Origin of the sequence: Actinomadura sp. WAC 06369 (assembly GCF_003947565.1) — a bacterium.
GTDB lineage: Bacteria > Actinomycetota > Actinomycetes > Streptosporangiales > Streptosporangiaceae > Spirillospora > Spirillospora rifamycini.
In genome coordinates this window covers 32,656-55,949 of record NZ_QHJN01000001.1, presented here as the reverse complement: position 1 = coordinate 55,949, position 23,294 = coordinate 32,656, and the positions used below count along the sequence as shown (strand labels likewise).

18 protein-coding genes are annotated in these 23,294 nt (G+C 74.9%); 10 read left to right on the top strand and 8 right to left on the bottom strand.

Annotation, left to right across the window (positions count from 1 at the left end; all coding sequences use genetic code 11):
- Positions 1 to 37 precede the first annotated feature (37 nt).
- The 3 genes from DMH08_RS00245 to DMH08_RS00235 are packed head-to-tail and all read right to left on the bottom strand — an operon-like array spanning position 38 to position 2,810.
- Positions 38 to 1,012, bottom strand: coding sequence for an ABC transporter substrate-binding protein (locus DMH08_RS00245; RefSeq protein ID WP_125610760.1), 975 nt, complete (start codon positions 1,010 to 1,012; stop codon positions 38 to 40).
- Entirely contained in the window at positions 1,009 to 1,791 is a 783-nt protein-coding gene (locus DMH08_RS00240; protein WP_026401438.1) for an ABC transporter ATP-binding protein, read from the bottom strand. The genes DMH08_RS00245 and DMH08_RS00240 overlap by 4 nt, the downstream gene beginning before the upstream one ends.
- Complete coding sequence (locus DMH08_RS00235; protein WP_125611053.1) at positions 1,791 to 2,810, bottom strand: FecCD family ABC transporter permease; 1,020 nt, start codon at positions 2,808 to 2,810, stop codon at positions 1,791 to 1,793. Before DMH08_RS00235 ends, DMH08_RS00240 begins: the two co-directional genes overlap by 1 nt.
- 287 nt (positions 2,811 to 3,097) lie before the next feature.
- On the opposite strand from DMH08_RS00235, the gene DMH08_RS00230 reads away from it, so the two are divergent.
- The 8 genes from DMH08_RS00230 to DMH08_RS00195 all read left to right on the top strand — a co-directional run bounded on the left by DMH08_RS00230 (position 3,098) and on the right by DMH08_RS00195 (position 13,420).
- Positions 3,098 to 4,366 (top strand): MFS transporter, encoded by a 1,269-nt coding sequence (locus tag DMH08_RS00230; protein ID WP_125610758.1) that lies wholly within the window; start codon positions 3,098 to 3,100, stop codon positions 4,364 to 4,366.
- A gap of 419 nt (positions 4,367 to 4,785) precedes the next feature.
- A complete protein-coding gene (locus DMH08_RS00225; RefSeq protein WP_026401441.1) occupies positions 4,786 to 6,000 on the top strand; it encodes a sensor histidine kinase in 1,215 nt (404 codons plus the stop codon).
- Positions 5,997 to 6,671 carry a response regulator gene (locus tag DMH08_RS00220; protein ID WP_026401442.1) on the top strand — a complete coding sequence of 225 codons (675 nt, stop codon included), beginning with the start codon at positions 5,997 to 5,999 and terminating at the stop codon, positions 6,669 to 6,671. The genes DMH08_RS00225 and DMH08_RS00220 overlap by 4 nt, the downstream gene beginning before the upstream one ends.
- Before the next feature lie 125 nt (positions 6,672 to 6,796).
- On the top strand, positions 6,797 to 7,636 hold the full coding sequence (locus DMH08_RS00215) for an ABC transporter ATP-binding protein (RefSeq protein WP_125610756.1): 840 nt from the start codon (positions 6,797 to 6,799) through the stop codon (positions 7,634 to 7,636).
- A complete protein-coding gene (locus tag DMH08_RS00210; RefSeq protein ID WP_125610754.1) occupies positions 7,633 to 10,176 on the top strand; it encodes an ABC transporter permease in 2,544 nt (847 codons plus the stop codon). The genes DMH08_RS00215 and DMH08_RS00210 overlap by 4 nt, the downstream gene beginning before the upstream one ends.
- A gap of 83 nt (positions 10,177 to 10,259) precedes the next feature.
- Entirely contained in the window at positions 10,260 to 11,663 is a 1,404-nt protein-coding gene (locus DMH08_RS00205) for an MFS transporter (RefSeq protein ID WP_125610752.1), read from the top strand.
- Positions 11,660 to 12,880 carry an FAD-dependent monooxygenase gene (locus tag DMH08_RS00200; RefSeq protein ID WP_125610750.1) on the top strand — a complete coding sequence of 407 codons (1,221 nt, stop codon included), beginning with the start codon at positions 11,660 to 11,662 and terminating at the stop codon, positions 12,878 to 12,880. The genes DMH08_RS00205 and DMH08_RS00200 overlap by 4 nt, the downstream gene beginning before the upstream one ends.
- Positions 12,881 to 13,003: 123 nt before the next feature.
- Positions 13,004 to 13,420: a hypothetical protein gene (locus DMH08_RS00195; protein WP_125610748.1), complete on the top strand. Its 417-nt coding sequence runs from the start codon at positions 13,004 to 13,006 to the stop codon at positions 13,418 to 13,420.
- 68 nt (positions 13,421 to 13,488) lie between these two features.
- On the opposite strand, the gene DMH08_RS00190 is transcribed toward DMH08_RS00195, so the two are convergent.
- Complete coding sequence (locus DMH08_RS00190; RefSeq protein WP_125610746.1) at positions 13,489 to 14,268, bottom strand: NAD(P)H-dependent oxidoreductase; 780 nt, start codon at positions 14,266 to 14,268, stop codon at positions 13,489 to 13,491.
- Positions 14,269 to 14,405: 137 nt separating this feature from the next.
- Here DMH08_RS00190 and DMH08_RS00185 point away from each other — a divergent pair, with 137 nt between their 5' ends.
- Both DMH08_RS00185 and DMH08_RS00180 read left to right on the top strand, forming a co-directional pair.
- On the top strand, positions 14,406 to 15,254 hold the full coding sequence (locus tag DMH08_RS00185; protein ID WP_125610744.1) for a helix-turn-helix transcriptional regulator: 849 nt from the start codon (positions 14,406 to 14,408) through the stop codon (positions 15,252 to 15,254).
- Positions 15,255 to 15,359: 105 nt separating this feature from the next.
- Positions 15,360 to 16,424 carry a glycoside hydrolase family 25 protein gene (locus DMH08_RS00180; RefSeq protein ID WP_158642218.1) on the top strand — a complete coding sequence of 355 codons (1,065 nt, stop codon included), beginning with the start codon at positions 15,360 to 15,362 and terminating at the stop codon, positions 16,422 to 16,424.
- 441 nt (positions 16,425 to 16,865) lie between these two features.
- On the opposite strand, the gene DMH08_RS00170 is transcribed toward DMH08_RS00180, so the two are convergent.
- The 4 genes from DMH08_RS00170 to sigJ form a co-directional block, all read right to left on the bottom strand.
- Positions 16,866 to 19,382: an excinuclease ABC subunit UvrA gene (locus DMH08_RS00170; protein WP_233617319.1), complete on the bottom strand. Its 2,517-nt coding sequence runs from the start codon at positions 19,380 to 19,382 to the stop codon at positions 16,866 to 16,868.
- 138 nt (positions 19,383 to 19,520) lie between these two features.
- The gene (locus tag DMH08_RS00165) at positions 19,521 to 20,174 is read right to left on the bottom strand and encodes a hypothetical protein (protein WP_125610740.1); all 654 of its coding nucleotides are present in this window, start codon (positions 20,172 to 20,174) and stop codon (positions 19,521 to 19,523) included.
- 250 nt (positions 20,175 to 20,424) lie between these two features.
- The gene (locus DMH08_RS00160) at positions 20,425 to 22,149 is read right to left on the bottom strand and encodes a S8 family serine peptidase (protein WP_026401451.1); all 1,725 of its coding nucleotides are present in this window, start codon (positions 22,147 to 22,149) and stop codon (positions 20,425 to 20,427) included.
- Positions 22,150 to 22,324: 175 nt separating this feature from the next.
- Complete coding sequence (gene sigJ / locus DMH08_RS00155; RefSeq protein WP_125610738.1) at positions 22,325 to 23,251, bottom strand: RNA polymerase sigma factor SigJ; 927 nt, start codon at positions 23,249 to 23,251, stop codon at positions 22,325 to 22,327.
- Between the last annotated feature and the right edge of the window lie 43 nt (positions 23,252 to 23,294).

Sequence of the window (23,294 nt, the reverse complement as noted above, 5' to 3'; positions counted from 1 at the left end):
CCGGACGCGCGTGCCGTCCGGGGTGCGGGCGGCGGGGTCATCGGTCGAGCGACCGCAGGTACTTCCCGAACTTCTCCAGGCCGTCGATGTTGCGCGGTCCGCTGATGCCCTCGTTGTAGTCGAGGATGAAGATGTTGTCCTTCTCGATCGCGGGCAGGTCGCGGGTGTGCGGCGAGTTCCGGAGGAACTCGATCTTCTCGGCGGCGGGCCGGTCGCCGTAGTCCAGGACCATGACGACCTCCGGCCGGGCCTCCGCGACCGCCTCCCAGCCCACCTGCGTCCAGCGCTGCCGGAGGCCGTCGAAGATGTTGCGCCCGCCCGCGGTCTCGATGATGTCGTTGGGCGGCACCTGGCCGCCCGCGGTGAGCGGCCGGTCGGTGCCGGAGTCGTAGAGGAACACCGGTACCGGGTCGCCCTCGGGCGCGGCCGCCCGCACCGCCTCGGCCCGCCGCTTCAGGCCGGCGACGAGCTCGGCCGCCCTGTCCTCGACGCGGAAGATCCGGCCGAGCCGCTCCAGGTCGGTGTACAGCGCGTCGAAGGGCGCGAGCCGCTCGGGGTGCCCCGGGTAGTTGAAGCAGCTCTCGGCGTGCATGAAGCTCTGGATCCCGAGCCCGTCGAGGATCTCCGGCGTGATGCCGCGCTGCGGGCTGAACCCCGAGTTCCATCCGGCCACGACGAAGTCCGCCTCGGCCTGGACGACGATCTCCTTGTTCAGCAGGTCGTCGCTCAGCATCTCGACCTTCGCGTACTCGGCGGCCCAGGGGGACTCGCCGACCGGAGGGTTGGCGGGCGGCATGACGTAGCCGCGGACGTGCTCGGTGAGCCCCAGGCTGAAGAGCTTGTCGGCACTGCCGCCCTCGTAGGCGACCGCCCTCTTCGGAACCGCGTACTCGACCGTCTCCCCGCACCTTTTCACCTTCCGCTTCTCGGCGGCGGCGTCCGATTCCACTTCGGCGCCGCAGGCGCCGAGGACCAGCACGGCACCGATCGCGGTCGCGATTGCTCGTTTCATGGCCGGGACCTTTCGACAGGGAGGGAGTACAGGAGTTGCGGGGAGCCCGACAGCGGGTGCGGGACGACGGTGACCTCGACGCCGAAGACGTCGGCGACCGTTTCGGGGGTGAGAACGTTCCAGGGCGTTCCGGCCCTGACGAGCCGTCCCCGCGACAGGACGCCGATCCGGTCGCAGACCGCGGCGGCGAGATTGAGGTCGTGCAGGACGACGAGCACGGTGAGCCCGACGTCCTTCAGCAGCGCCAGCAGTTCGATCTGGTGCCGTACGTCGAGGTGGTTGGTCGGCTCGTCCAGCACGAGGATCCGCGGCTCCTGGACCAGCGCCCGCGCCAGCAGGACGCGCTGCCGTTCGCCGCCGGACAGGCCGAGGATCCCGCGCCGGGCGAGATGGGCGATGCCGAGGCGGTCCATCGCCCTCTCGCACAGCTCCCGCTCCCGGCGCGTGAGGGGAGCGTTGCCGCGCCCGTGCGGAACGCGTCCCAGGGCGACGACCTCTTCGACGGTGTAGTCGAGTTCGACCGCGCCGTCCTGGGTCATCGCCGCGACGATCCGGGCGCTCCGCCGCGGCGGCAGGCCCGCCAGGTCGTCCCGGCCGAGGAAGACGGTGCCGCGGGTGGGCCGCAGGGCGCGGTAGACGCAGCGGAGCGCGGTCGACTTGCCGCTTCCGTTGGGGCCGACGAGACCCACGACGCGCCCGCTCGGGACGTCCAGCGACAGGTCGTCCACCAGGCTCCGGCCGTCGGTCACGACCGTCAGCCCGGTCAGCACGAGATCCATCAGCGCCCTCCGAACGCGTAGGCCCGGCGGCGCAGCAGGCCGATGAACACCGGCACCCCGACCAGCGCGGTGATGGCGCCCAGCGGCAGTTCGCGGGGGGCCGCCGCCGTCCGCGACGCCAGGTCGACCCACACCATGAAGATCGCGCCCGTCAGCGGGGCCACGGCGAGGACGCGGGCGTGGACGGCGCCGACGACCATCCGCACCAGGTGCGGCATGACCAGCCCCACGAACCCGATGGCGCCGCTCACCGCGACCATCGCGCCCGTGGCCAGGGAGACGAGCAGCAGGAGGACCCGGCGGTGCCGGTCGGGGCCGACGCCGAGGCTCGCGGCGGTCTCGTCGCCGAGCGCCAGCGCGTCCAGCACGCGCCCGTACCGGTGGAGGACGAACACGGTCGGCAGGACCACCGCGGCCACCACCGGCAGGGAGCCCCAGGACGCGGCGCCGAAGCCGCCCATCGTCCAGTACAGGATCATGCTGCTGGCCTCGCCGTCCGGGGCGAAGTAGACGATCACGCTCATCAGCGCCTGGAACCCGAGGGACATCGCCACGCCCGTCAGGACGAGCCGCAGCGGCGAGAGCCCGCCCCGGCCGAGCGCGGCGAGGTAGACCAGCAGCGCGGCCGCCGCGGCGCCGGCGAACGCACCGGCCGACACCGCGTACACGCCGAGCCCGGCGAGGCCGCCCGTGACGCCGACGCTCACCGCGCCCACGGACGCTCCGGACGAGACGCCGAGCACGTACGGGTCGGCGAGCGCGTTGCGGACGATCGCCTGGATCGCGACGCCGACCGCGCTCAGGCCCGCCCCCACGAGCGCCGCAAGCAGGACGCGCGGCGTCCGGATCCTCCAGACGATCTGGTAGGCCGCCGCCTCTTCGGCCTCGATCGTCCCGCCGGTGAGGGCCGCCCACAGGTAGCGCGCCGTGTCCAGGGGCCCGATCACCGCGGCGCCGAGCCCGACGGCGACCACGATCGACGCCGCCAGGACCAGGGCCAGGACGCCGCACAGCGCCATCAGCCCGGTCCGTGAGGCGATCCGTTCGCGGGCCCCGGTCCGCGCCGGGGCCACGGAAAGAGCGGTCGAGGACATGCCACCCTTTCGACAATGAAAACGATTTTCGTTGCAGAACGTACCACGTCGAGATCGTCGGGAGCGCGTGGCGGGTGTCGTCCGGGCGGCGGCGCCCCGACCGGAAGGGGTGCGCCTGTGGTAGTCATAACGGTAATCATTATCGAAATCGCCCCCGCCCCGGCACGGAGTGCGGGCCGTGCGGCAGGAGACGGCACCATGACGAAGGCGCCATGACGACGGCACCGCCCCCGGCGGCCCCCGGACGAGACGCCCCCGGACGCTCCGTGCTGCGCGATCCGGCGTTCCTGCGTCTCTGGACGGCGCACACGGCCTCGGGTCTCGCGACATGGGCGCTGCCGTTCGTGCTCGGTCTCGCGGTACTGGAGCGCTCCCTGTCCCCGTCCGCGCTGGGCCTCGTGCTCGCCGCCCGGACGGTCGGGTTCCTGGCGGCGGTGCCGGTCGGCGGCGTGCTTGCCGACCGCCGTTCGCGCCGCGAGACGGTGCTGTGGGCGGGGCTGTCCGCCGCCGCCGCGACGCCGCTGATCGCGCTCGGGCTGGGGCGCTCGGCGGTGCTCATGGCCCTCGCCGCCGCCCTCTCGGGAGCCGGTCAGGGCGCGTGCCGTCCGGCGTTCCAGGCGCTGACGGCCGAGGTGGTGGAGGCGGCGCGGCGGCAGCGGGCCAACGCCGCCATGACCCTGGCCGTCCGGGGGACCACGCTCGTCGCCCCCGCCGTGACCGCCCTGCTCGCGACGGTCCTGGACGCCCGCGGGCTGCTGCTCGGGATCGCCCTGCTCTGGCTGGTGGCCGCGCTGGCGCCCCCGCCGGGCGGCCCGGCGCCGGGCGCCGCGGGGCGGGACCGGGCGGGATTCCTCGCCGAGTTCGCCGAGGGCGTGGCCGAGGCGCGGCGGCATCCGTGGTTCCTGGCCGGCCTGGCCGCGCTGACCGCGGTCATCGCCACCGGATACTCGGCCACCGGCGTGGCGCTGCCGCTGATCAGCCGCGACCGGTACGGCGGCGCGGCGGTGCTGGCCGGCGCCGCGACCGCCTACATCGTCGGCGCGCTGATCGGCGCCGTGGTCGTCGCCCGCCGGCGCCCCCGCGCCGAGGGCTGGAACGCACTGGCCGGCCTGGCCCTCTACGCCCTCGCGCCGCTCGCCCTGCTGCTGCCCGTGCACCCGTGGGTGGTCATCGCCGCCTACGCCGTCACCGGGATCGGTATCGAGCTGTTCAACGTGCCCTGGTTCACCGCCGCGCAGCGGGAGGTCGAGCCGGGGAAGCTGGCCCGCGTCTCGTCCCTGGACTTCCTGCTGTCGTACGGGCTCGCCCCGCTCGGGCTCGTCCTCATCGCGCCCGCCATGGACGCCTTCGGTCCCGAGCCCGTCCTCGGCGCGTGCGCGGCCGTCTGCCTCCTGGCCCCCGCCGCCGCGGCGCTCGTCCCCGGCAGCCGCCGCTTCTCCGCCGAGCCGCGCGACCCGACTACGGACGGTGACCGAATATAGGAGCCCGTCCTGCGGCGAGCAGGGCCGGTGACGCATATCACGTCGCGGCCGCGCTCGACGATCCTTCGGCCTTCGCTCGAGCGAAGCCGCCGAAAGGGGGTTTACATGAAACGCAACATACGGGGAGGGGGTAATTTGTCCCGGCGCGCCCCTTGGCGTCGGGGAGGACCCTTATACAAGAGCGAGGTACCGGCGGTCTCCTCCTCGCGGAGGAGACCCGCTACCGGGGTAGCGCTTCGAGTCGGCTCCCCGGCGTGACGCGTCCGCCCCCGTTGGCTTCCTACCCTCCTCCCTCCCACCGCCGACGAGACCGAGGGAGACGGACGGATGCACCCCGGCACAGCTTCGCCGCACCCCCGTGAGGGCCGCCGCGACGCGGCCCCCTCCGGGGGCCGGCGGCCGGCCATAGGCTGGCGTCCATGACGTCCGAGGAACCCCCGCGCGCGCTGTTCGCCGGGGCGTCGCGCCGGTCGGTGCGGCTGCTCCCGTGGGGCGTCGCGTTCCTGCTCTGCGTCGCCCTGCTGCCCACGACGATCACGGTGCTCAGCGCCGACTACGGCCTGGACGGCGCCGTCGCGGGGGCGCTCGCCGTCGCGCAGGCGGCGCCGCTGCTGCTCGCCGTCGTCCGTCCGCTGCGCGCCTGGTGCATCGTCTTCGCCGCGGACGTGGCCGGGGCGCTCGTCCTGCTCACCGTCGACTTCGAGGAGCGGCTCCTCTGGCCGTTCCCGCCCATGGAGATCGTCGGGTACGTCGGCCTCTGCCTCGCCCTCGGCCTGCGCGAGTCGCGCCGGACGCTGCTGCTGGTGTGGCTGGCGACGGCGGGCGCGAGCGTCGGCCTCGGGTTCGCCGCGCCCCACGGCGCGACCGCCCGGGACACGCTGCTCACGATCCTCGGCGGCGTCGCGCTCGTCCTCGGCGGCGCGCTGCGCGAGCGGTACGAGGCGCAGCGCAGGCTGGCCGAGCAGGAGACGATCAGCGAGGCCGAGCGCGAGCGGCGGACGCTGCTGGAGGAGCGCGCCCGCATCGCGCGCGAGCTGCACGACGTGGTGGCGCACCACATGTCCGTCATCACGGTGCAGGCGGACACCTCGGTGTACCGCCTCGACGGGCTGCCGCCGGACGCGCAGGAGGAGTTCACGTCCATCGCGGCGACCGCGCGGGAGTCGCTCGGCGAGATGCGGCGGCTCCTCGGCGTGCTGCGGAACGAGGAGGCGCACGGCGAGCTCGCCCCCCAGCCGGGCCTGACGCGGATCGCGCAGATCGCCGAGGCGACGGTGCGGGCGGGCGTGCCGGTCGAGTACTCCGCGTGCGACGCCGACGTGCCCGAGGCGGTCGGGCTCTCCGCGTACCGCATCGTCCAGGAGGCCCTCGCGAACGTCGTCCGGCACGCGCCGGGCGCTCCGACGCGGGTGACGGTGGCCGAGGACGGGCGGCGGCTGGCCGTTCTCGTCGTCAACGGGCCCCCGCCCGAACCGCCCGCCGCGCCGCTGGAGGAGCGCGGCACCGGCCACGGCCTCGTCGGCATGCGCGAACGGGTGCGGCTCGTCGGCGGCACCCTCGAGGCGGGACCGCTGCCGGACGGCGGGTTCCGCGTGGCCGCACACCTACCCCTGACCGAAAAGGATCCCACGTGACGACGCGCGTCATCATCGTCGACGACCAGGCCATGGTGCGGGCCGGCTTCGCCGCACTGCTGGCGGCCCAGAGCGACATCGAAGTGGTGGGCGAGGCCCCCGACGGCGCGCAGGGCGTCGAGCTGAGCCGGCGCACCCGTCCCGACGTCGTGCTGATGGACGTCCGCATGCCCGAGATGGACGGCCTGGAGGGCACGCGCCGCCTCCTCGCGCCCTCGCCGGGCGCGGCGCACCGCCCGCGCGTCCTGATGCTGACCACGTTCGACGTCGACGACTACGTCTACGAGGCGCTGCGGGCGGGCGCGAGCGGCTTCCTGCTGAAGGACGCGCCGCCCGCCGACCTCATCGCGGCGGTGCGCGTCGTCGCCGCCGGCGACGCGCTGCTCGCCCCCTCGGTGACGCGCCGCCTCATCGCGGACTTCGCCCGGCAGCGTCCCCCCGCCCGGGGCAAGCCCGCGCTGCGGCTCAACGCCCTGACCGAACGCGAGACCGAGGTCCTCGGCCTGGTGGCGCGCGGCATGTCCAACTCGGAGATCGCCGAGACGCTGGTGCTGGCCGAGCAGACGGTGAAGACGCACGTGAGCCGCGTCCTCACCAAGCTCGACCTGCGCGACCGCGCCCAGGCGGTGGTCTTCGCGTACGAGTCGGGGCTGGTGACCCCCGGCGAGTAGGACGCCTCTGCACCACCCCCCACCGGCGTAGCACCCCCACATCGGCTCCCGGGTATGACGCCCGGCCCGCGACCGCCCTCGCACACTCCACCGGTCGGTACAGGAGAACGGCGAAAGGGCGGAAGATGAGGCTACGCAGCGGCAAGCGGAAAGCGGACGAGAGGCCGGAGGCCCCGCCCGCCGCACCCGGACCCGCCGTCGCACCGCCCGCCGTCGAACTGCGCGGCGTGCGGCGGCGGTACGGGCGCGGCGCGGGCGCGGTCGACGCCCTCGCGGGCATCGACCTCGCGCTGCCGGCGGGCACGTTCACCGCCGTCATGGGGCCGTCCGGGTCGGGCAAGTCGACGTTCCTGCAGTGCGCCGCGGGGCTCGACCGGCCGTCGGCGGGGTCGGTGCGCCTGGGCGGCACGGAGATCACCGGGATGAGCGAGAACAGGCTCACCGAGCTCCGCCGCGCCCGCCTCGGCTTCGTCTTCCAGGCGTTCAACCTGCTGCCGTCGCTGACCGTGGAGCAGAACGTCCTGCTGCCCATGCGCCTCGCCGGGCGCCGCCGGGACCCGCGGCGGGCGGCCGAGGCGCTCGCGCGGGTCGGGCTCGCCGGCGCGGCGAAGCGCCGGCCCGGCGAGCTCTCCGGCGGCCAGCAGCAGCGCGTGGCCGTCGCCCGCGCCCTGGTCGCCCGCCCCGACGTGATCTTCGCGGACGAGCCCACCGGCGCCCTCGACACCGGGACCGCCGCCGAGGTCCTCGGCCTGCTCCGGCACGCGGTGGACGCCCTCGGCGCCACCGTCGTCATGGTCACCCACGACCCGGCCGCGGCGGCCCGGGCCGACCGCGTGCTGTTCCTCGCCGCCGGCGCCTTCGCCGGCGACCTGGAGGGCGGCTCGGCGGCGGACATCGCGGCGCGGATGGCGGCCCTCACCGCCCGTCCCTCCCGCACGGGCGCGACGGCGGGGGCGGCGGCGTGAGGCTCACCAACGGGCTCGCCCGCGAAGCCGTCCGGTTCAGGCCCGCGTCGTTCGCGGGCACCTTCCTGGCGCTGCTGATGTCCGCGCTGATCGTCTCGGCCTGCGGGATCCTGCTCGAGACCGGGTTGCGGGCGTCGGTGCCGCCGGAGCGGTACGCGGACGCGCCGGTGGTCGCGGCGGCGGACCAGCACGTGCGCCTGGTCACCGGCGACGGCGAGGACCGCGAGGAGGAGGCGGTCCCGCTGCCCGACCGGGCGCGGGTGGACGCCGGGCTGGCGGCGAAGGCCGCCCGGGCGCCGGGCGCGGCCGCCGCCGTCCCCGACTTCACCTTCCCGGTGCGCACGGCGGACGGACGAGCGGGGCGCGGCGCCCGGGAACTGCGCGTCCCGGGCGGCGCGCTCACCGCGCACGGATGGGGCTCGCACCTCTTCACCGGCGCCGAGCTGACCGCGGGCTCCGCGCCCCGCGACGGCGACGTCGTGCTCGACGCCGGGACGGCCCGCGCCGCGGGGGTCGCCGTCGGCGACACCGTCGCGCTGGAGACCGCCGCCGGGCGGCGGGACTTCCGCGTCGCGGGCCTCGCCGAACCCGGACCCGCGGACACGGCCCGGGACGCCGGTGCCGCGGGCGCCGTCGCCTGGTTCGACGACGCCCGGGCCCCCGCGCTCGCCGGCCACCCCGGCGAAGCGGACGCCATCGCCGTGCTGGCGGAACGCGGCACCGGCGCCGCGGCGCTCGCGGGCTCAGTGCGGAAGGCCCTGGCCGGCTCCGGCGCCCAGGTCGGCCTCGGCGACGACCGCGGCGCCGTCGAGGACCCCGGCCTCGGCCGCGCCCGGGAGACGCTCTTCGGGATCGGCGCCTCCTTCGGCGGCATCGCCGCCATCGTCGCGATCCTCACCGCGGCCGGGACCGTCGCCCTGTCGGTGTCGCAGCGGGCCCGCGAGTTCGCGCTGCTGCGCGCCGTCGGCGCCACCCCGCGGCAGATCCGCCGCGCGGTCGCGTCCGAGGCGCTGCTCGTCGCGCCGCTCGCCGGGACCGTCGGCTGCCTGCCCGGCATCGGGCTGGCGCACTGGTGGTTCGGGCAGTTGCGGGACCGCGGCGCGATCCCCGAGGCGGTGCGGTTGCACGTCTCCGGCGTCCCGCTGCTGGCCGCCGTCGGCGCGGGGCTGCTCACCGCGCTCGCCGCGGGCTGGGCGGCCGGGCGCCGCCCCGCGCGGATCAGGCCCGGACGGGCGCTGACCGAGGCGTCGGTGGCGCGGCTGCGGCCCGGGGCGGTCCGCACCGCGCTGGGGGTCGCCGCCCTCGCCGGCGGCGGCGTCCTCACCGGCGTGTCCGCGAACTCCGCCGGGGACGACGCGGCGGGCGCCGCCCTCGGCGTCGTCATGCTCTTCATGCTCGCGGTCGCGCTGCTCGGCCCGCCGGTGGCGCGGCTGTTCGCGGGCCTGTTCGGCCTGCCGCTGCGCGGCGCGGGCCCGGCCGCCGAGCTCGCGGCCGCCCACTCCCGCGCCGGCGCGGCCCGCCTCGCCTCCGCGATCACCCCGATCGTGCTCGGCATGGCGTTCGCCTTGACGCTCGTCTTCACGCACACGAGCCAGAACCACGCCGCCGACGAGCAGCTGCGCGCGGGCATGGTCGCCGACCACGTGGTCACGGCCCCGGCCGGGCTCCCGGCGGACGCGGCCGCGCGCGCCGCCCGCGCGCCGGGGGTGGACGCCGCCGTCGCCCTGCTGAACACGCAGGTGCTGGTGCCGGTCGGCTCGGGCGCGTTCGCGTCGCTGCAGGGCGCGGCGGCCCAGGGCGTCACCGGCTCCGGCGCCGAGCTCGCGAAGGTGCAGGACCTGGACGTCCGCGACGGCGACCTCGGCCGGCTCGGCGAGGGCCGCGTCGCCGTCGACCGGACCCTCGCGGCCTCGGCGGGCGCGGGCGTCGGCGACCGGCTCCCGCTCTACCTGCCCGACGGCACCGAGGCCAGCCCCGAGATCGTCGCGGTCTACGGCCGCGGGCTCGGCCTGGCCGCGGTGACGATGGACCGGGCGTCCCTGGACGGGCACGTCACCTCGGCCTTCGACGACACGCTGCTGGTCCGGGGCGGCGAGGCGGCGCCGCTCGCCGCCCTGGGCGACGTCACCGACGCCTCGGGCCACGCCGCCGAGCGGAACGTCGAAGCGAAGCTGGGCGCGTGGACCGGCGGCGCGATGGCCGCGGTGCTGGGCGGATTCGCCGCCGTCGCCGCCGTCAACACGCTGGTGATGACCGTCCTCGACCGCCGCCGCGAGCTGGACGCGCTGCGCCTCGCCGGCTCCACCCGCCGCCAGGTGCTGGCGATGCTCCGCTGGGAGGCCCTGCTGGCCGCCGCGGCGGGTGTGGTCCTCGGCACCGCGATCGCCGCGGCCACGCTGATCCCGATGACGCGCGGCACGATCGGCGGGGCGCCCCACGTGCCCCCGCCGGTCTACGCGTCCTTCGCGGGCGCGGCCGTCGGCCTGGCGCTGCTCGCGGTCACGCTGACGGCGCGCGCGGCGCTGCGCCGCCGGCCGTAGCGCACGCGTCCGGGCGGGAGCGGCGCCACGCCCGCTCCCGCCCCGCACGACCTCTCCCGACGACGAAGGAGGTATGGACGTCCATGACCGCAACTCTCGCTCCCCCCGGCCCCCCGGTCCGCATCGGGAAGGCCGCCGTCGGAGCGCTCGGCCTGCTGGCGGCCGCCACCGGCACCCTGGAATCGGTGGTGGCGCCGACGCTCCCGCTGCTGCAGCGCGAACTGTCGATCAGCCCCGCCCAAGGGGCGCTGCTCAGCATCGCGATGCTCATCACCGGCGCGCTCGTCGCGCCCGTCGCGGGCGGCCTCGGCGACCGGCACGGCGGGAAACGCGTCATGACCCGGCTCATGGCGGTGGTCGCGGCCGGCGGCCTGGTGTCCGCGCTGGCGCCGAACCTGCCGGTGCTGCTGCTCGGCCAGGTACTGCAGGGCGCGATGGTCGGCGCGATGCCGCTCTCGTTCATCCTGGTGCGCAAGCACCTCCCGGCGGGCGAGTCGCAGGTGGCCATCGGGACGGTCAGCGGACTGTTCGTGGGCGGCGGCATGCTCGGCACCCTGGTCGCCGGGCCCATCGCGGAAGGGCTGTCGCGCCACTGGATGTTCGCGATACCGACCCTCGCGGTCGTCGCGGCGACCCTGCTCGTCCGCGCGCTGATGCCGGACGACCCGCCGGCCCGTTCGGGCGCCCGGATCGACCTGCCCGGCCTGGCCCTGCTGAGCGGCGTCCTGGTGACGCTCATGCTCGGGCTCTCGATGGCGCCCGACCTCGGCTCGCGGCCGCTCGCGCTCGGCGCGCTCGTCCTGCTCCTGGCCGCCCTCGTCGCCGGATGGACGGCCGTGGAACGCCGCGCGGCCTCGCCGATGGTCGATCCGCGCATGCTCGCGAACCCCGCGGTATGGAGCTCCTACGTGATCACGTTCGCCGTCTGCGTGGGCACCGCGGTACCGATGTACCTCGTCCCGCAGCTGTTCGCGGTGTCCGGCGACGGGTACGGCTTCGGGGCCGATTCCACCGACATCGGGCGGTACCTGCTGCCCGGCGCCGTCACGGCGGCGATCAGCGGGCCGCTCGGCGGGCTCGCGGCGCGGCGCTTCGGCCCGGGAGCCGCGGTCACCGCCGGCATCGGCGTCATGGCGGCCGCGCTGGCCGGCCTGGCGCTCCTGCACACCGAGGTGTGGCACCTCGTCGTCGCCAAGGCGCTGATCGCCCTGGCCGGCGGCGTGTGCGTCACGGCGATGGTCGTCCGGACGGCCGCGTCCGTCGAGCACGGCGACACCGGCACCGCCACCGGCCTGGTCCTGGTGACGCGCGTGGTCGGCTTCGCCGCGGGCGCCCAGATCAGCGGCGCCTTCCTCACCGCCGGAACCCCCGCGGGGTCGGACGTCCCGGCCGAATCGGCCTTCGTCACCGGCTTCGTCATCGCCGCCGCCGTCACGGCGCTGTCCCTTCTCGCCGTCCGCACCATGAGCAAAGGAGCCGAAGAATGACCCGCACCGATCGGCCGACGGCCGCCCGTACCGCGCCGCGGCGCACCGCCCTGATCTCGGGGGCGGGCATCGCGGGCCCCGCCCTCGCGTTCTGGCTGAACCGCCACGGGCACGCCGTCACGGTGGTGGAGAAGTCGGGAGCGCCGCGCAGCGGCGGCTACCCCGTCGACGTGCGCGGCACCGCGCTCGAAGTCGTCCGGCGGATGGGCGTCCTGCCGCGGCTGCGGGACGCACACGTCGACCTGCGCCGGCTGACCTTCCTCGACGGGGACGGCGGCGAGGTCGCCTCGGTCGCCCCGCACGCCGTCACCGGCGGCGTCGCGGAACGGGACCTGGAGGTGCGGCGCGGAGACCTCACCGACGTCCTGCACACGGCGGTCCGGGACGACGTCGAGTTCCTGTTCGACGACTCCATCGCCGCCCTCGACCAGTCCGGCAGCGGCGTCGACGTCACCTTCCGCAGCGGCGGCGAGCGGACGTTCGACATGGTGTTCGGCGCGGACGGCACCCACTCCCGCACCCGCGAGGCGCTGTTCGGCCCCGAGGAGCGGTTCCACCGGTACCTCGGCCACTGCTTCGCCGTGTTCACCATGCGCAACACCTTCGGGCTCTCCAACGAGACCGTGATGTGGAACACGCCGGGCAGGGCCGCGGCACTCTACGCCGTCGGGGACGACGACGAGGTGCACGCGTTCCTGAACTTCGCCCGGCGGGAACCGCCGGCCGACGTGTTCACGGACCCGGAAGCCCAGCGGGAACTGGTCGCCGAGGTCTTCGCCGACGCGGGATGGGAGGTCCCGGGCATCCTGGCCGCCATGCGCGGCGCGGACGACCTGTTCTTCGACGGTGTCGGCCAGATCCGGATGCCCCGCTGGTCCGCCGGCCGGGTCGCGCTGGTGGGCGACGCCGCGTACGCCCCCTCGTTCCTCACCGGGCAGGGCACCAGCCTCGCGCTCGTCGGCGCGTACATGCTCGCCGGTTCCCTGGCCGGCCGGGGCCCCGCCGCGGGCTTCGCCGCCTACGAGCGCGGCACCCGCGAGTTCGTCACCCTGAACCAGGGTCTGGTCGGCGAGGGCGGCGCCGCGCTCTTCCCGACCACCGCCCGGGCCCTGGAGCAGCGGAACGCGCGGCTGCGCGCCCTCGGCGCCATGCCCGCCGCGGAGGGGCGCCCGGCCCATTCGGCCCTCACCCTGCCCGACTTCACGCCCGCCGCGTGAGCGCGGCGGGCGGATGTCACACTCGACGCGCTGGAGGCGTCTTTAGGTGACCGCGGTTTCCCCGGGCATGCGAGGCCCGGGGAAACCGCGACCACCGACGCGCCGAGAGCCGAGGAGTAGACGATGTCGTCGTCCGCCCGCACCGCCGCCGCCCGCGAACCCGCGGCGTCCGTCCCGCCCCGCTTCCACGGGCTGCTGAGAGCGTCGACCGCGTTCGTGGCCGCCTGCATGCTGCTCCAGGGGATCACCGCCGGCCAGCTGCTGGACGGCGCCGAGCACGGGAGCGAGATCCACCGGAACGCGTCCGGCTTCCTCGTGGCCGCCCTCCTCGTCACCATCGCCGCGGCGATCCTGGTGCGGCGCGGCGGCGGGTCGGCGCGCCCGCTCGCCGCCGCCCTGGCGACGGCCGTGTTCACCGTCGTCCAGTTCAGTCTCGGGGAGAACGGCGCGACCGCCGTCCACGTCCCGCTCGGCGTCGCCCTGATGGGCTCCGGCACCGCCCTGGTGGCGCAGGTCTGGGGCGGGCGCGGCGGCAGGTGAGCACCCGGCGGCCGCCCGCCCCGAGCGGCGCGTCCCGCGGTCCGCGGGACGCGCCGCGCGGTCCGCGGTCATCCCCGCACGTGCAGTCCGAAGCCCGTGCGCCCCGCGGGTTCCAGACCCTCCTTCAGGTTCAGCGAGGGGATCTCGTAGTCGCCGAAGTTCTGCCGCCGGAACGCGATCGGCTCGGTCGACTCCAGGGTGAGCAGGCGCTGCTCCCACGCCTTCGCGGCGTCCCGGTACTCCTCGCCGGTCATCCGGTCGGCGCCGTACAGGACGAACGGCGGCAGCACGTCGATGCCCGGGTAGAAGAGGACGCCGTGGTGGAACGGGAACAGCAGGTCGTCGATGGGGCCGTTGATCCCGCGCGCGGCGTAGTGCGCCTCCGGGCCGCCGACGGTCACCGACAGCAGGGCCCTCCTGCCCGCCAGCGTCCCTTCGCCGTAGCGCTCCCCGTACCTGGTGGCGCTGTGCTCGCCGACGCCGTACGCGAAGCGGTAGGTGAACACCCGGTCCACCCAGCCTTTGAGGATCGCCGGCATCGCGTACCACCACAGCGGGAACTGGAAGACGATGGTGTCGGCCCACAGCAGCTTCTCCTGCTCGGCGCGGACGTCCGGGGTGAGCGTCCCGGCGTCGAAGGCGCGCCCCGAATCCCGGGCGACCTTCAGCGGCACCGAGGCGTCGGGGCCGTAGTCCGCGGCGTCCACGGCGGCCTTCCAGCCCATCGCGTACAGGTCGCTCACCCGTACCTCGTGCCCGGCGCCCTCCAGGGTGGCCACCGCGAGGTCCTTCAGCGAGCCGTTGAGCGACTCCGGCTCCGGGTGGGCGTAGACGATGAGCGTCTTCACGGGGACTCCTTCGGATCGGGTGCCCCGATCCTCCGGGCCGCGGCGCCCGGCGTTCAGGGGCGCCGCTTCCGTCGGAAGCGGAATCCTGGTAACGGCAGGACCACCTTCGCGCGCACCGGCAAGGCCATACTGGGGGCGTGGACGATCTCGCGGGTTTCCTCCGGACCCGGCGGGCCCGCGTCGCCCCGGACACCGTCGGCATCCCCGTCGACGGCCGCCGCAGGGTCGAGGGGCTGCGCCGCGAAGAGGTCGCGCACCTGTCCGGGGTCAGCGTCGACTACTACGTGCGCCTGGAGCAGGGACGCGCGACCCAGCCCTCCGAGCAGGTCGTCGACGCGCTCGCCCGCGTCCTCGGCCTCGACGAGACCGAGCGCGGCCACCTGCACCGGCTCGCCCGGCAGCGCCGCCGCCGCGCCAGGGTCCCGGCCGGGCGGCCCCGGCCGGAGACGCTGCGCGTCCTCGACCTGGTCGCCGGCGCCCCGGCGATGATCCTGGACCACCGCCTGGACGTGCTCGCCGGGAACCGCCTCGCGCGGCTGCTCTACGGCCGGCCGATGCCGGGCGTGAACACCGCCCGGCACATCTTCCTCGAGGAGGCCGAGCGCGGTCTGTACGCCGAGTGGGAGCGGTGCACCCTCGACGTGGTCGGGCACCTGCGCCTGGCCGCCGGAAAGTACCCGGACGATTCCCGGCTGGCCTCGCTCATCGGCGAACTGGCGATGGGCAGCGAGCGCTTCCGCCGCCTCTGGGCCCGCGCCGACGTGCGCGCCCGCACCCACGGGCGCAAGAGTTTCCGGCACCCGCTGGTCGGGCCGCTGGAACTGACCCAGGAGAACTTCGCCCTCCCGGACGGCTCGGGCCTGGAGCTGATCGTGCTGTCCGCGGCTCCCGGCAGCCCCGCCGAAGACGGGCTGCGCCTGCTCGCCGGCCTGGACGCGGACGCCGGTGACGCGCCCTCCGAAACGCACGCCCGGCGCCACAGATAACTCGACACACTTTCGCGCGCCGCTTTGGCGATACCGGGACCCGCCGATGCCCCGTAGGCGGAATACTGCCCGTTCTGGCCCCCTTTCGACCTTCTGGAGGCATCGTTGATCTACGGCGTGGACGTCGCGAGCTACCAGGGCGAGCCCGACTGGAAGGCCGTCTTCGGCGACGGGATCCGGTTCGCGTTCTCCAAGGTGACCGAGTCGACCGGTTACACGAACCCGACGTGGGCCCACAACCGCGCCGGGATGCTCGCTCTCGGCTCGGAATTCCTGCCGGGCGCGTACCACTTCCTGCACGGCGGGGACGGCGCCGCCCAGGCCCGATACTTCCTCGACAAGGCCGGCGACGTGTCCAGCTTCGCCGTCGCGCTGGACGTGGAGGCGTCCGGCGCGGACGCGGCGACCGCCCGGGCCTGGGTGGCGGAGTTCAAGGAGCGCACGGGCGGCCACCCGGTGATCGGGTACTACCCGCGCTGGTACTGGGAGCAGACCGGACGCCCGGACCTCGGCTTCTTCGACACGGTCTGGCAGTCGCACTACGTGAACGGGTCGGGGTCGCCGGAGTCGCTGTACGCGAAGGTGCCCGCCTCGTGGTGGACGTCGTTCGGCGGAGAGCCGATCTCGGTCCTGCAGTTCAGCTCCAGCGGCACCGTCCGGGGGATCTCGGGCCCCTGCGACGTCAACGCCCACCGCGGCGGCCTCGCCGAGCTCAAGGCGCTCGCCCTGGGACGGGGCGAGGACGACATGCCCGAGTACGTCAGCGTCGGCGTCGACACCCCGCAGGAGCTCCCGCCGAACCAGTGGGTCACCGTCGACTTCGGCAAGGAGTACGCCGACGGTTCGCACCACCACTGGAACCGGGGCGGCCCGTCGGTCGTGGTCGGGCCCGCGCGGTACTCCCTGGCCGCGAACGTCCGGGTCAGCGGGCTGCCGAAGGGCGTCGAACTGCAGGCCCGCGCGATCGAGAACGCCGAGGACGGCTCCGGCTACGAGGCCGGCCCGATCGCCGAGTACACCGCGAGCGACGGCGACACGTTCGTCCACTACGCGCTCCCGGCCGACACCGTCCGCGACGGGTACCGGGTGCGGTTCCAGGTCGTCCAGTACGGGACGGCGCCCGCCCGGATCGTCGGCGGTACCGCGAAGGCGTTCGCCTGGCCGGAGTGACCGCCCTCCGCCCGGTAGTCCTCGACGAGGGCGAGCACCTCGTCGTGGCCGTCGGTGACGCCGAGCGCGGCGTCCATGGTCAGGACGCGGGCGAGGGCTGCGGCCAGGACGGTCGCGGCGGCGGGCGTCGGACCATCGGGGACGCCCGCGTTCCCCCGTCGCCGTCCACGACGACGTCGCCGAAGCCGCTCTCGGCGGCGACGAGACGTCCGTCCGCAGGCAACTGCAGTCGCTGCTGGACGCCGGAGCCACCGACATCTGGGCCGGCATCGTCGCCGTCGGCCCCGACCGCGCCGCCGCGCCCGCGACCTCTCCGCGACCTCGCCGCCCCGCCCGGCCGGCGGGCGCCCGCGCCGGCCGCCGCGTGCCCGCCGTGAACCCGGCGCGCGGGACGCGCCGGGTCCGGCCCGTCCCCGCCCGGTTCGCCGCGGGCCCGGCCGGTCAGCGGCGAGCGCCGTCCCGTACGTCCAGGAGCGGCAGGCCCGCCGCGTACCGCCGCAGGAAACCGGCGGTCGGGGTGTGCGCCGCCGCGACGGCGTCCGGGGTTCCCGCCGCCACCACCGCGCCCCCGTCCGGCCCCGCTCCCGGCCCGAGGTCGATGACCCAGTCCGCCGACGCGGCGACGGGGACGTCGTGTTCGGCCACGACGACGGTGCCGCCCGAGTCGAGCAGGGCGTCGAGCGCGTCCACCACGCGCTGGACGTCGGAGGGGTGCAGGCCCGAGACCGGCTCGTCGAGGACGACGAGGCCGGCCCCGCGGCCCGCGGCGCCGCGCCGGATCGCGGCCGCCAGCTTCAGCCGCTGCGCCTCGCCGCCGGACAGCTCCGTGGCGCTCTGGCCGAGCCGGAGATAGCCGAGCCCGACCCGGTCCAGGGCGCTCAGGATCTCCGCGAGCCGCCGGGGCCGGGGGAACCGCTCCACGGCCTCGGCGACGGTCAGCTCCAGCACCTCGTCGACGGCCAGCCCCTCGTACCTGATCTCCAGCGCCTCCGGCTTGTAGCGCCGGCCCTCGCAGGCGTCGCACACCACCCACACGTCCGGGAGGAAGTGCATGTCGACCAGCTTGCGGCCGTACCCGGTGCAGGTCTCGCAGCGGCCGCCCGCGGTGTTGAAGCTGAACCAGGAGGCATCGACTCCGCGCTCGCGCGCCCGCTCCGTCCCGGCGAACAGCCCGCGGACGATGTCGAACGCCTTGCTGTAGGTCGCTGGGTTGGACCGCGGCGTCCGGCCGAGCGGTTCCTGGTCGACGACGGCGACCCAGCCGAACCCGTCGAGGCCGGTCACCTCCCGCACCGCGCCGTCGGCCGTCCCGTGCAGGGCCGCCTCGACGCCCGCCCCGAGCGCGCCGAGCAGGCTGCTCTTGCCGCTGCCGCTCACCCCGGTCAGGCAGGTGAGCCGGCCGACAGGGAAACGCACCAGCTCCGCGGACACGTTGTGCGCGCGCAGACCGTGCAGCTCCACCCAGCGGGTGCCGTCCCCGACCCGGCGGCGGGTCCGGCGCGGCCGCGGTCCTTCACCGGCCAGGTACCGGCCGGTCAGCGACTCCGGATGGGCGGCCGCGTCGCCGGGCGGCCCCGACACGAGGACCTCGCCGCCGAGCCGGCCGGCGCCGGGCCCCATGTCGATCACCCAGTCGGCCCGCGCGATCAGCTCGGGGTCGTGCTCGACCAGGAGCACCGTGTTGCCGGCGTCGCGCAGCTCCAGAGCGATGTCGAGCAGGTGCGCCTTGTCCGCCGGGTGCAGCCCGGTGCCGGGCTCGTCCAGGACGAAGATGATGCCGCTCAGCTCGGTGCCGAGCTGCGCGGCGAGCCGGGTCCGCTGCAACTCGCCACCGGACAGCGTCGCCGCGCCCCGGGACAGCCGGAGGTGCGCCAGGCCGAGCCGGTCGAGGAGGGCGAGCCGGCGGCCCAGGTCCTGCAGCAGCGGCTCGCCCACCTCGCGATGCCGAGGGTCCAGGCCGTCCGCCACGCGCGTCGCCCAGCCGCGCACCTCCCGCACGTCCACCTCGAGCAGGTCCGGGTACGCGAGCCCGCCGAGCCGCACGGACCGGGCCGCCCGGCCGTACCCGCTGCCGCCGCAGGCGCCGCAGGGCCGCTTGCGCATGTAGGGCAGGTAGCGCTGCTTGGCACTGGACGTCCGGGCGTTCACGAACACCCGCTCCACGTCGGCGAGCGCGCCCAGCAGCGGCTGCGCCGAGGTGTAGGTCATCACGGCCGTCTCGTTCTTGTTCAAGATCTCGACGCTCGCCTCGACCTTCTCGTCGCCCGTGCCGTACAGCACGCAGCGGCGGAACTCCTCGGGCAGCGACCGCCACGGCCGGCCGAGGTCCACGCCCCGCTTCGCCGCGAGCGCGGGCACGAACGCCCGCTCTCCCGACCGCCACTTCGCGAACCAGGGGGAGGCCCCCTCGAAGAGCGGAAGCTCCGGGTGGGTGATGACCAGGTCCTCCTGCGCCTGCCAGCGCCCGCCCGCCCCGTGGCAGGCCGGACAGCCCCCTTCCGGCGTGTCGCGGTCGAAGTGCGCCGTCGACAGATGCCCGTCGCCGCCCTCCGCCGCCGGGTCCGCGTCGAGCCCCGGAAGGCGCGAGTACAGCAGCCCCAGGTGCCCGTCGATGCCGGTGATCGTCGCGACCGTCGAGCGGGGGTTGCGGTTCAGGCGGCGCTGGTCGACCGCGAGCGTCGCACCGAGCCCCAGGACACGGTCGACCTTCGGCCGATTGCGCTGGGTGATGTACTGCCGGACGAACGGCGAGAGCCCCTCCAGATACCGCAGCTGGGCCTCGCTGTGCAGGGTGTCGACGGCCAGCGAGGTCTTGCCGCTGCCGCTCACCCCGGTGAAGGCGACGAGGCTCCCTTTGGGGATGCTCACCGACACGTCCCGCAGGTTGTTGGTACGAGCCCCCACCACGTCGATCGTCTCGCGCCCCATACTCGCGACGTCCCGGACGAATGCAGTCAACCTTCTCCCTCTCCCGCAAGGCACTCAGGGCGGACGGATCCGCCGACGGCGGACTCATGCTCGCGTGGAAACCCGCCATCTCTTGTCAGGTTTTTGGTGGGTACGCGGGACGACGCATGGAGAACCGGCCGTCCGGTGTCAGAAACTCGACCAGATGGTCTCGATGTCCAGCACCCGGTTGCTCCGCCGCATCAGGACCCGTTCCGTGGCGGCGAGGACGCCGGCGGCGACCAGGACGGCGTTGAGCCACGGCGGCAGGCCGACCGGGGACGTGAACGATCCGACATGGTCGGCGATCGGCGGGAGGCCGGTGACGATCTCGAGCGCCTGCGGGACGGCCAGGACGAGGTTGACCACCAGGACCGCGATCGCGAGGGCCCCGATCGTCCGGCTCAGCCGCGGATGCTCGCGGGCCAGCCTGCCGCGCAGGTCCTCGGCGGTGCCGGCCACCGGGACGAGAGGCCGCTCCCCGCCGTCCTCCAGGACCAGGTGCGCCCGCGTGACCCCGTACATCGAGGCTTCGACCTCGATCGTCCCGTCCGGGACCGCGAACACGGCCGGCACGTCGCTCTGCTCCCGCCAGACGCCGTCCAGGTACAACTCGGCCTTCCAGCCGACGTCCCGCATGGTGACGTCCACCGTCCAGGTGCGGCCGGGACCGTCCGGCGCGTCGTGGGCGATGGTGTACAGCGACCGGTGGAGCAGGTCCCTGCGCCGGAACGGGCGGAGCCGTCTCGGGCCTTCCGCGTCGTCCTGCGCGGTCGTGGACGTACCCCGACGGAAGCGGTCCATGAAGCGAACCACGGTCCCTCCCTGCCTGCCGGTCGCGCGGCGCCCTTCAGGGCTCGCGGGCCGCCGTGCCGAAGGACGCCCCGAACACCTCGCACACCCCGAACACCTCGAACGCCGACTCGTGCTCGCGGCGTTCTTTCCCCCGGAGCGCCGCGCTCACCTCCCGGCCGGGACGAAGACCGGGCCGCCGGGCATGGAAGCGGCCCCCGACCTCGGGGGTCGGGGGCCGCGGACGTGCGGGACGGACGGGTCAGCGCCGCACGGCGCTGAACGCGTCGACGATGCCCGCGCCGTAGAACCCGTTACGGCGCTTCGAACCCTCGCAGGCGTGGGTCGTGACGACTTCCTCGAACGAGCCGTCCGCCTGCTTGACCTGCCGGGTGTAGGTGTACGAGCCGCCGGCCGGGCACTTGGTCGCGGTCGCGGTGCGGGTGAGGACCGACCGGACGGCCGCCGGGGCCATGGTGAGCCCGCCGTTGGCCCGGTCGCGCTTGCCGTACCTGCTGACGATCAGTGCCGCGACGCCCGCCGCGTGCGGCGAGGCCATCGAGGTGCCCTGGATCGACTGGTAGTACCCGCAGACGCCGCCCTTGCAGCTGCGCACCACCCGCGGGGTGTTGGGCGTGCCGTCGGCGTTCAGCTCGCCCCGCTCGCGCGCGATCGACTCGGGGTAGGCGGCCCAGATGCCGGCCTTGTCGTCGATCTTCTGGTCGGCGGTGTCGTACTTGTCGCCGCCGGGCGCCGCGACGGCGATGTAGCCGTCACCGTAGCTGGAGTAGTACGACTTGCGCTCGCTGATCCCGGTCGAGGAGACCGGGATGACGTGGTCGCCCTCGCCGGGCAGGGAGAGGCAGCTCGGCGGGATCGTGCGCTCGTAGGGCTGCTCGCCGGGCTCGGACGCGAAGCCCGGGCTGACCGCGTCGATGTTGGTCTCGGTGTAGTCGATCGCCTCGTTGCCCGCGGCGGCGACCAGGGTGACGCCGTGCCGGTTCGCGAAGTTCAGCGCCCGGTTCGTCGCCTCGATGATCGTGCGCTGCTCGGCCTGGTCGGCGGGGGAGTCCGCCGGGTTGTTCGCGCAGTTGAACAGCCACGGGTCGACGTAGTAGCTCATGTTGACCACGTCGATGCCGTTCTTGCCCGCGTAGGTGAGCGCGTCCACCGTGGCCTGCAGGAAGAAGTAGCCGGAGTCCTGGCCCGCGCGCAGGTTGACGATCGAGACGTTGGGGGCGACGCCGGCCATGCCGAGCCCGTTGCGGGGCGAGGCGATCGTCGACGCGACGTGGGTGCCGTGCTCGTTCTCGTCCACGTCCGCCGGGTCGCTGCAGGACTTGTCCGGTTCGTCCTCGCAGGGGCCGTCGATCTCCGCGCCGTTGGCGTCGACCGGGATGTCGGTGGTGAAGTTGCGGCTCAGCTTCCGGTCGAAGTTGGGCGCGATGTCGGGGTGGGAGCCGTCGACGCCGGTGTCGATGATGCCGACGGTGACGCGCCGGTCACCGGGCTCGACCCGGTAGGAGCCCTTGGCCGTGGCGCGGATCTGCTTCATGTCCCACTGCAGGTCGGCGAGGGGCTCCTCGCCCTTCTTCCCGCGCTTGGCGGTGGTGGTGCCGGTGGTCTGGCCCCGGCCCTCCTTCTCCACGGCGAACTGGTCGGCGACCTTGCCGGTCTTGGGCGCCCGGCCGATCACCCGGTTGGCGGCCGCGCCGTCCAGGGCGCCCTGCTGCCGGGCCTGCGCGGCGAATCCGCCGTCGGTGGACCGGACGGTCGCGACGCCGACGTCGGCGTTCTCGCGGACGATCGTGCCCCCGGCCGCCTTGACGGCCGCGCGGGCATCGGTGAGCGAGACGCCGTCCTTGTAGAGGACGACGTACTCGGAGGCTTGGCCGGATGCCTGGTTCGGCCCGGCCGAAGCTGGGACCGCCAGCGCGGTCGTCGCGGTGACGACGGCGCAGGCGGCGGTGATCAAGGTACGCCGCAACGCACAACCTCCTGGCAAAAGATGGCGATACGCCCGAAATGGGGGTGAGCCAGGAGACGCTACGGCGGGACGGTTGAGGCTTACGTACGACCTTGTAACGAAATGGGAGTGTTTCGGTTCGGGAGATGCGGCGGCGGCCGGTGTCGGACGAGCGCTCCGAGCGCGTTCGTCCAGGTCAGGGGACCGCCCCCCAGTGGCGTAGCTTGTCGGGGTTGCGTATCACCCAGATGCGCTTGATCCGGTCGCCCGCGACGTCGAACGCGACGTCGAAGGCGAACACCGTGACGACGGCGCCGTCCTGCCGGGCCACCAGTCCGGGCTGGCCGTTGACCGTGCGTTCCAGGAGCACCGTGGTGCCGGGCCTGCGGTGGGCGAGTTCGACCCATGCGCGCGCGACCTGCTCCGCTCCCTCGATGGGGCGCGGGAAGGTGGCGGCGAGGCCGCCGCCGTCGGCGACGGCCGTGGCGTCGGGGTCGAGCAGGGCGATCAGGGCGCCGATGTCCTTGGCCTCCCAGGCCCGCTTGAAGTCCCGGACGACGCCGGCGGACCGGCCCGCCGGGGCCGCCGGGGAAGGCCGCGCGGCCCGGATGCGGCGGCGGGCCGAGGACGCCAGCTGGCGGCACGCCGCCGGCGTCCGGCCGACGATCTCCGCCACGTCGGCGAAGGGGTGGCAGAAGACGTCGTGCAGGACGAACGCGACGCGTTCGGCGGGGGTCAGCGATTCCAGCACGACCAGGAAGGCCATGCCGACCGACTCGTCCAGGGTGACCCGGTCGGCGGGGTCGGCGGCGGTGCCGTCGGGGAGCGGCTCGGGGATCCATTCGCCCACGTAGGTCTCCCGCCGGACCCGGGCCGAGCCGAGCAGGTTGAGGCAGACCCGGCCGGCGACCGTCGTCAGCCAGGCGCCGGGCGACTCGATGGCGTCCCGCTCCCGCCGGGACATGGCGTACCAGCGGGTGCAGGTCTCCTGCACGGCGTCCTCGGCCTCGGCCAGCGAGCCCAGCAGCCGGTACGCGAGATTGATCAGGTGGCGCCGCTCGCGCACGATCGCGTCCAGGCCGGGGTCGCGGCGGCTTCGGTCCGGCTCGGATCGGATGGTCATCGCCGGTCGGCTCCCTCGGTCGCATCGGTTCTCACCGGTCCGA